The organism is Streptomyces otsuchiensis (assembly GCF_004305975.1).
GTDB classification, from domain to species: Bacteria; Actinomycetota; Actinomycetes; order Streptomycetales; family Streptomycetaceae; genus Streptomyces; species Streptomyces otsuchiensis.
Window position 1 is genome coordinate 73350 of the sequence record NZ_BHZI01000001.1, and the last position, 7500, is coordinate 80849.

A 7500-nucleotide genomic window follows, 5' to 3' on the forward strand; every position below is an offset into this window, starting at 1 on the left:
GCGGTCCCGCCCCGTGCCCGCCGCCCGACCCGGCTTCGGGGGTCGGGCCACGCTCGGTCACGGGTCCCGACACAATGGGGGCATGACAGCCACAGCCGCGCCCGTCGCGGACCCGCACACGCTCTTCGCCACAGCTCCTGACGGCCCCAGGGAGATCGTCATCCTGGGCTCCACCGGTTCCATCGGAACCCAGGCCGTGGACGTGGTGCTGCGCAACCCCGAGCGTTTCCGGGTGACCGCGCTGTCCGCCGCGGGCGGCCGGGTCTCCCTGCTCGCGGACCAGGCGCACCAGTTGCGGGTGCGCGCCGTCGCGGTCGCCGACGCGACGAAGGCCGACGAGCTGCGCGCGGCGCTGCGGGAGCGCTACGGACCGGGCCGGCCGCTTCCCGAGGTGCTGGCCGGCCCCGACGCGGCCGCCGACATGGCGTCAGGGCCCTGCCACACCGTTCTCAACGGGATCACCGGCTCGATCGGCCTGGCGCCCACCATCGCCGCGCTGAAGGCGGGCCGGGTGCTCGCGCTCGCCAACAAGGAGTCGCTGATCGTCGGTGGCCCGCTGGTCACCTCGCTGGCTGCTCCGGGCCAGATCGTGCCGGTGGACTCCGAGCACTCGGCCCTCTTCCAGGCGCTGCTCGGCGGCCCCCGACCGGAGGTCGCGCGCCTGGTGGTGACCGCGAGCGGCGGTCCCTTCCGAGGCCGGAGCCGGGCCGAGCTGGCCGAGGTCACACCGCGGGACGCTCTGGCGCACCCCACCTGGAACATGGGCCCGGTGATCACCGTCAACTCGGCGACGCTGGTCAACAAGGGACTCGAGGTGATCGAGGCCCACCTGCTCTACGCCATCCCGTTCGACCGCATCGAGGTCGTCGTCCACCCGCAGTCCTACGTGCACTCCATGGTCGAGTTCGTCGACGGCTCCACCCTCGCGCAGGCGGGGCCGCCCGACATGCGTGGCCCGATCGCGCTGGGTATCGGCTGGCCGCACCGGGTGCCGGCGGCTGCGCCTCCGTGCGACTGGACCCGCGCGCACACCTGGGAGTTCTTCCCGCTCGACACCGAGGCCTTCCCGGCTGTTCCGCTGGCGTGCCATGTCGGTAGTCTCGGCGGTGTCGCCCCCGCGGTGTACAACGCGGCCAACGAGGAGTGCGTGGACGCCTTCCTCGCCGGCCGGCTGCCGTTCACCGGCATCGTGGACACCGTGGCGCAGGTCGTCGACGAACAGGGAGCCGGCTCCGCCGGAACCTCGCTGACCGTCGCGGACGTCCTTGAGGCGGAGACCCGTGCGCGGCACCGTGCGCGGGAGCTGACCGGCACGGCACGTGGGTCCGGCGCGGCGCGCGTCCCGGACGCCGGCGGCGCGTCCGGCCCCGTCCGGCAGGGCTGAGGGAGATCCGTGACCACCTTGATGTTCATCCTCGGGATCGTCATCTTCGTCCTGGGGTTGTTGTTCTCGATCGCCTGGCACGAACTGGGCCATCTCAGCACGGCGAAGATGTTCGGCATCCGGGTGCCGCAGTACATGGTCGGTTTCGGCCCGACGCTCTTCTCCCGTCACAAGGGGGAGACCGAGTACGGGATCAAGGCCATCCCGCTGGGCGGGTACATCCGGATGATCGGCATGTTCCCGCCGGGGGACGACGGCCGCGTGCGGCAGCGCTCCACCTCGCCGTTCCGGGGCATGATCGAGGACGCCCGCGCGGCGGCCTTCGAGGAACTGCGGCCCGGCGACGAGAAGCGGCTCTTCTACACCCGCAAGCCGTGGAAGCGCGTCATCGTCATGTTCGCCGGTCCCGCGATGAACCTGATCCTCGCCGTGGTGATCTTCCTCGGTGTCCTGATGGCGTTCGGCATCCCGACCTCCACGACCACGGTCGCGACGGTCCAGGAGTGCGTCGTCGCGCAGAGCGAGGAACGGGACGAGTGCCGCGCCGGTGACCCGCAGGCCCCGGCCAACGCCGCCGGGATGCGGCCGGGGGACACCGTCGTCGCCTTCAACGGTGAGGAGGTCACCGACTGGAGCACGCTGCAGCAGGACATCCGGAACACGGTCGGCCCGGCCGAGATCACGGTGGACCGGGACGGCCGGACGCTGGACCTGGAGGTCGACCTGATCGAGAACCAGGTCGCCAAGCTCGACGGTCGCGGCGAGTGGGTGGAGGGCGAGTACGTCACCACCGGCTTCCTGGGGATCTCCCCGGCCTCGGGGGTGGTCCGGCAGAACTTCCCGCAGGCGGCCGACCGGATGGGCGACATCATGGTCACCGGCTTCGAGGCGCTGCTCGCGGTGCCGTCGAAGGTGCCCGGTCTGTGGGACGCGGCGTGGGGCAACGGCGAGCGGGCACAGGACTCCCCGATGGGAGTGGTCGGCGCGGCCCGGGTGGGGGGCGAGATCTTCACCCTGGACATTCCGGCCAGCCAGCAGGTCGCGACCGCACTGTTCCTGGTGGCCGGTTTCAACCTTTCACTATTCCTTTTCAACATGCTTCCGTTGCTGCCGCTGGACGGCGGTCACATCGCCGGGGCCGCCTGGGAGTCCGCGCGGCGCAAGGGAGCCAAGCTGCTCAAGCGGCCGGACCCCGGACCGTTCGATGTCGCGCGGATGATGCCCGTCGCCTATGTGGTGGCCGCGGTGTTCATCTGTTTCACGCTGCTCGTACTGGCAGCGGATATCGTCACACCGGTCCGCTTGGCGGGCTAGCCGCGCCAGTACCGTAGTCTCGTTGTCCGGAGCCCGGCCGAACCGGGGACTAGAGCCATACCGTGGGGTTGCACAGACCGATGACAGCCATTTCGCTCGGAATGCCGTCCGTACCGCTGAAGCTCGCCGAGCGCAGGGTCAGCCGCAAGCTGCAGGTCGGCACCGTCGCCGTGGGCGGCGACGCCCCGGTCTCCGTTCAGTCGATGACGACGACGCGCACCTCCGACATCGGTGCCACGCTCCAGCAGATCGCCGAGCTGACGGCCTCCGGCTGCCAGATCGTGCGCGTGGCGTGCCCGACGCAGGACGACGCGGACGCGCTGCCGGTGATCGCCCGGAAGTCGCAGATCCCCGTGATCGCGGACATCCACTTCCAGCCCAAGTACGTGTTCGCGGCGATCGACGCCGGCTGCGCGGCTGTCCGCGTCAACCCGGGCAACATCAAGCAGTTCGACGACCGGGTCAAGGACATCGCGCAGGCGGCCTCGGCGGCCGGCACCCCGATCCGGATCGGCGTCAACGCGGGATCGCTCGACCGACGCCTGCTCGCCAAGTACGGCAAGGCCACCCCCGAGGCGCTGGTCGAGTCCGCGCTGTGGGAGTGCTCGCTGTTCGAGGAGCACGGATTCCGCGACATCAAGATCTCCGTCAAGCACAACGACCCGGTGGTCATGGTGAACGCCTACCGCCAGCTCGCCGCTCAGTGCGACTACCCGCTGCACCTCGGCGTCACGGAGGCGGGGCCCGCCTTCCAGGGCACCATCAAGTCGGCGGTCGCCTTCGGCGCCCTGCTGTCCGAGGGCATCGGTGACACCATCCGGGTCTCCCTCTCGGCCCCGCCCGTGGAGGAGATCAAGGTCGGCAACCAGATCCTGGAGTCCCTCGGTCTGCGCGAGCGTGGCCTGGAGATCGTCTCCTGCCCCTCCTGCGGCCGCGCCCAGGTCGACGTCTACAAGCTCGCCGAGGAGGTCACCGCCGGCCTCACCGGCATGGAGGTCCCGCTGCGGGTCGCCGTCATGGGCTGTGTCGTCAACGGCCCCGGCGAGGCCCGTGAGGCCGACCTCGGCGTCGCTTCCGGCAACGGCAAGGGCCAGATCTTCGTCAAGGGCGAGGTCATCAAGACGGTGCCCGAGTCCAAGATCGTGGAGACCCTGATCGAGGAGGCGATGAAGATCGCCGAGCAGATGGAGCAGGACGGCGTGACCTCCGGTGAACCGCAGGTCGCCGTCGCCGGCTGAGCCGTGCCGGGGCGAACGCCCCCGAGAGAGCGTCCCGTGGGGCGCGGCCCCGACCGGGCCGCGCCCCACGCGCGTCGCGCCGTGCGGGCGCCGGTGGCCGTCTCCCGGCCGGGAGACGGCCGTACCCTTCGGGCGGGCGGCGGGTGCCCGGTGCGGGTACAGTTCCTGCACCGCGCCCGCGCTCCCGCGTCGCGCTACCTCCGCCGCTCCCTCGACTGGCAAGGCAACGCCTCTCCGTGCTGACGACCCCCGCCGTCCGTCTCCTGGACGCCCGTGAGCTGACCGCCGCGCTCGACGTGCTCTCCCGAGACCCCGTCGCCAACGCGTTCGTCACGGCCCGGGTACTGGACTCCCGGCTGGACCCCCGCCGACTGGGCGGCGAGATGTGGGGCTGGTACCACCGGGGGGAGCTTCACGCCCTGTGCTTCGCCGGCGCCAACCTGGTGCCCGTGGGAGCCGGCCCCGCCGCGGTCCGCGCCTTCGCCGAACGCGCGCTGGCGCAGGGGCGCCGATGCTCCTCCATCGTCGGCCCCGCCGACCAGGTCGGAGCGCTCTGGTCCCATCTGGAGCACCGCTGGGGTCCCGCGCGGACGATCAGGGAACGCCAGCCGCTGATGGTCACCGACACCCGCCCCATGGGCGTCGCCCCCGACCCGCGGGTGCGGCGGGCGCGGCGCAACGAGATGGAGCTGGTGATGCCCGCTTGCGTGGCCATGTTCACCGAGGAGGTGGGCGTGTCCCCGCTGTCCGCCGTGGACGGCGGGCTCGCCTACCAGTCGCGGGTGGCCGAGACGGTGGGGGAGGGACGCTGCTTCGTCCGGGTCGAGGACGGGCGGGTGGTCTTCAAGGCGGAGATCGGTGCCGTTACCCCGGCCGCGTGTCAGCTCCAGGGGGTGTGGACGGCGCCGGACCGGCGTGGAGCCGGGCTGGCCACGGCCGGGCTGGCGAAGGTGATCGGTCACGCGCTGGCGGAGACCGCGCCGCTCGTCAGCCTCTATGTCAACGACTTCAACGCTCCCGCGCTCGCGACCTACCGGCGGCTGGGGTTCGCGGAGGTCGGCGCGCTCCGCAGCATCCTGTTCTGAACGGACTCGTCACTGTGTGCGTATGACGCCCGAGGCGGCCTGCCCCGCCGCCTCGCGGCCCCGTCTCGCTGGGCGGGGCGATGGCGGCCCGACATCGACGGACGGACGGACGGACGGACGACGGACGGCCGGCCCGACGCCGGCACGGCAACGGCCCCGGTCCGCGCTGCGTGGGGCGCGGACCGGGGCCTTCGTGGCGGAGGGGACCGGCAGGTCAGGCCGTTCCGTGCACCACGTCTCGTTCCCGGGCGAAGTGACAGGCGCTCGCATGGGGCGAGCCCTCCCGCGTCCTCAGCTCCGGGGCCTCCTCGGCGCAGATGTCCTGCGCCATCCAGCAGCGGGTGCGGAACCGGCAGCCGGACGGAGGGTTAGCCGGGGACGGCACGTCGCCCTCCAGCACGATCTCGTCCCGCTGGCCGCGCAGTGTCGGGTCCGGCACCGGCACCGCCGACAGCAGCGCCTGGGTGTACGGATGCGTGGGCGCGTCGTAGATCTCCGTCGCGTTGCCGTACTCGACCATCCGCCCCAGATACATCACGCCCAGCTGGTCGGCGATGTGGCGGACCACGGACAGGTCGTGCGCGATGAACAGGTAGGAGAGCCCCAGTTCGTCCTGGAGCTTCTCCAGCAGGTTGATGACCTGCGCCTGGATCGACACGTCCAGCGCCGACACCGGCTCGTCGCACAGCAGCACCTCGGGCTCCAGCGCCAGGGCCCTGGCGATGCCGATGCGCTGCCGCTGTCCGCCGGAGAACTGGTGCGGGTAGCGGTTGATGTGGTCCGGGTTCAGGCCGACCAGGTCCAGGAGCTCCTGGACCCGCTTGCGCCGGCCTGCGCGCGGCACCACACCGGTGTGGATCTCGAAGGGCTCGCCCACCAGGTCGCCCACCGTCATCCGCGGGTTGAGCGAGGTGTACGGATCCTGGAAGACCATCTGGATGTTGCGGCGTGCCGCGAGCAGGTCGCCGCCGGACAGCGAGGTGAGGTCCTGGCCGCGCACTCTGATGGTGCCGGAGGTGGGCCGCTCCAGGCCGATCAGGAGCTTTGCCAGTGTCGACTTGCCGCAGCCGGACTCGCCGACGATGCCGAGGGTCTCGCCCCGGCGCAGCTCCAGGTTGATGCCGTCGACGGCCTGGACGGCGCCGATCTTCCGGCGCAGCACGATGCCCTGGGTGATCGGGAAGTGCTTGACGAGGTCGCGGACCTCCAGCACCTTCTCGCGTTCCTCACCCTGTGGCGTGGCCTCGGACGCCGCACGGGGCGGTTCCTTGACCAGCGTCGTGGCGGCGCCCCCGTCGGCCCCGTCCACCGCCCCGTCCACCGTGCCGTCGGGGCCGGCTGGAGCGCCGTCCGGGTTCGCGCCTGCCGCCGCCGTCGGACCGTCCAGGCCGTCCGCTCCGTCCGCTCCCTCCGCGCCGTCCCTCGGCCCGGTGGCGTCCTTCGTGGCGTCGTTCGTGGCGTCGTTCGTGGGTTCCGTGCTCATGCGGAGTGCACCTCCTCCCAGTAGTGGCAGCGGCTGATCCGCTCGTCGGTGACCTGGAGCGCCGGTGGCGCCTCCTCGCGGCAGCGGTCACGCGCCATGAAGCAGCGGGGCGCGAACGAACAGCCCGGGGGCATCGAGGTCAGGGTCGGCGGCAGGCCCTTGATGACGCTGAGTTCCTGCCCGCGCAGGTCGACCCGCGGGATCGACTCCAGCAGCGCCCGGGTGTACGGGTGGGCGGGCGCGGCATAGATCTCGTGCACCGGTGCCTGTTCCACCACGCGGCCCGCGTACATCACGGAGATCTCGTCGGCGACGTCCGCCACCACGCCCATGTCGTGCGTGATCAGCAGCAGCCCCATGGAGCGCTCCGCCTGGAGTTCGGCGAGCAGTTTCATGATCTGCGCCTGGACCGTGACGTCGAGGGCCGTGGTCGGTTCGTCCGCGATCAGGATCTCGGGGTCCAGCGCCAGCGCCATGGCGATCATGACGCGCTGCCGCATGCCGCCGGAGAACTGGTGCGGGTAGTCGTCGACGCGGTCCCGGGCGGCCGGGATGCGCACCATGTCCAGCAGCTCGATGGACTTGGCCCGCGCGTCCTTGCGTGACATGCCGCGGTGGACGCGGAACATCTCGCCGAGCTGGAAGCCGACCGTGAAGACCGGGTTGAGCGCGGAGAGCGCGTCCTGGAAGATCATCGCCATGGTGGTGCCGCGCATGACACGGCGCTGTTCCCGGCCGAGCGTGAGCACGTCGGTGCCGCGGTAGCGCACCGCGCCGCCGCTGACGAAGCCCGGGGGGCTGTCGACGATGCCCATGATCGCCTGCGCGGTCACGCTCTTGCCCGACCCCGACTCGCCGAGGATCGCCCGGGTGCTGCCCGCCTCCAGCGTGAAGCTCACGCCGTTGACCGCCTTGGCCACGCCGTCACGGGTGCGGAACTCCACCTGGAGGTTCTCGACTTCGAGGAGCGGCGCGTCGGGGTCGGCCGGGGGAGGG

The 7500-nt window shown here is 71.6% G+C and carries 6 protein-coding genes; 4 read left to right on the plus strand and 2 right to left on the minus strand.

Annotation, left to right across the window (positions count from 1 at the left end):
• Nucleotides 1–82: 82 nt before the first annotated feature.
• The 4 genes from dxr (at nucleotide 83) to E0D90_RS00320 (ending at nucleotide 5021) form a co-directional block, all read left to right on the plus strand.
• Nucleotides 83–1384: a 1-deoxy-D-xylulose-5-phosphate reductoisomerase gene (gene dxr / locus E0D90_RS00305; protein WP_130796154.1), complete on the plus strand. Its 1302-nt coding sequence runs from the start codon at nucleotides 83–85 to the stop codon at nucleotides 1382–1384.
• A 9-nt stretch (nucleotides 1385–1393) separates the two neighbouring features.
• Nucleotides 1394–2698 carry a M50 family metallopeptidase gene (locus tag E0D90_RS00310; RefSeq protein WP_103503971.1) on the plus strand — a complete coding sequence of 435 codons (1305 nt, stop codon included), beginning with the start codon at nucleotides 1394–1396 and terminating at the stop codon, nucleotides 2696–2698.
• Nucleotides 2699–2778: 80 nt separating this feature from the next.
• A complete protein-coding gene (ispG, locus tag E0D90_RS00315) occupies nucleotides 2779–3936 on the plus strand; it encodes a flavodoxin-dependent (E)-4-hydroxy-3-methylbut-2-enyl-diphosphate synthase (RefSeq protein ID WP_103503972.1) in 1158 nt (385 codons plus the stop codon).
• Between the two features lie 236 nt (nucleotides 3937–4172).
• On the plus strand, nucleotides 4173–5021 hold the full coding sequence (locus E0D90_RS00320; RefSeq protein ID WP_130796155.1) for a GNAT family N-acetyltransferase: 849 nt from the start codon (nucleotides 4173–4175) through the stop codon (nucleotides 5019–5021).
• A gap of 214 nt (nucleotides 5022–5235) precedes the next feature.
• Here the strand turns inward: E0D90_RS00320 and E0D90_RS00330 are convergent, their stop codons facing one another.
• A complete protein-coding gene (locus tag E0D90_RS00330) occupies nucleotides 5236–6504 on the minus strand; it encodes an ABC transporter ATP-binding protein (protein WP_170214900.1) in 1269 nt (422 codons plus the stop codon).
• Nucleotides 6501–7448, minus strand: a complete 948-nt coding sequence (locus E0D90_RS00335; RefSeq protein ID WP_130796167.1) for an ABC transporter ATP-binding protein — start codon at nucleotides 7446–7448, stop codon at nucleotides 6501–6503. Before E0D90_RS00335 ends, E0D90_RS00330 begins: the two co-directional genes overlap by 4 nt.
• Between the last annotated feature and the right edge of the window lie 52 nt (nucleotides 7449–7500).

Excerpts from the sequence above, each read along its gene's own strand:
- ispG (WP_103503972.1), top strand. The coding sequence starts at position 2,779 with ATGACAGCCATTTCGCTCGGAATGCCGTCCGTACCGCTGAAGCTCGCC.
- E0D90_RS00330 (WP_170214900.1), bottom strand. The coding sequence starts at position 6,504 with ATGAGCACGGAACCCACGAACGACGCCACGAACGACGCCACGAAGGAC.
- dxr (WP_130796154.1), top strand. The coding sequence starts at position 83 with ATGACAGCCACAGCCGCGCCCGTCGCGGACCCGCACACGCTCTTCGCC.